Below are 256 nucleotides of genomic sequence, written 5' to 3'. Positions count from 1 at the left end.
CGCGCCCGAGAGGAGTCGAACCCCTAACCTCTTGATCCGTAGTCAAACGCTCTATCCAATTGAGCTACGGGCGCATATGGTGCCGAGGGCGGGGGTCGAACCCGCACGGTGGTCACCCACCGCAGGATTTTAAGTCCTGTGCGTCTGCCTGTTCCGCCACCCCGGCATGTCATATTGAAAATTGGAGCGGAAGACGGGATTCGAACCCGCGACCCCAACCTTGGCAAGGTTGTATTCTACCACTGAACTACTTCCG

2 tRNA genes are annotated in these 256 nt (G+C 57.8%); both read right to left on the bottom strand.

Annotated elements, in window-relative coordinates:
• A tRNA-Arg gene (locus JDS98_RS29750) sits at positions 1-74 on the bottom strand.
• A 3-nt stretch (positions 75-77) separates the two neighbouring features.
• Positions 78-166: transfer RNA gene (locus JDS98_RS29745), tRNA-Leu, on the bottom strand.
• Between the last annotated feature and the right edge of the window lie 90 nt (positions 167-256).

Origin of the sequence: Bacillus cereus group sp. N11, from assembly GCF_016483605.1 — a bacterium.
Lineage (GTDB): Bacteria > Bacillota > Bacilli > Bacillales > Bacillaceae_G > Bacillus_A > Bacillus_A toyonensis.
The sequence above is the reverse complement of the archived record's forward strand: the minus strand, read 5'-3'. Positions and strand labels throughout refer to the sequence as shown.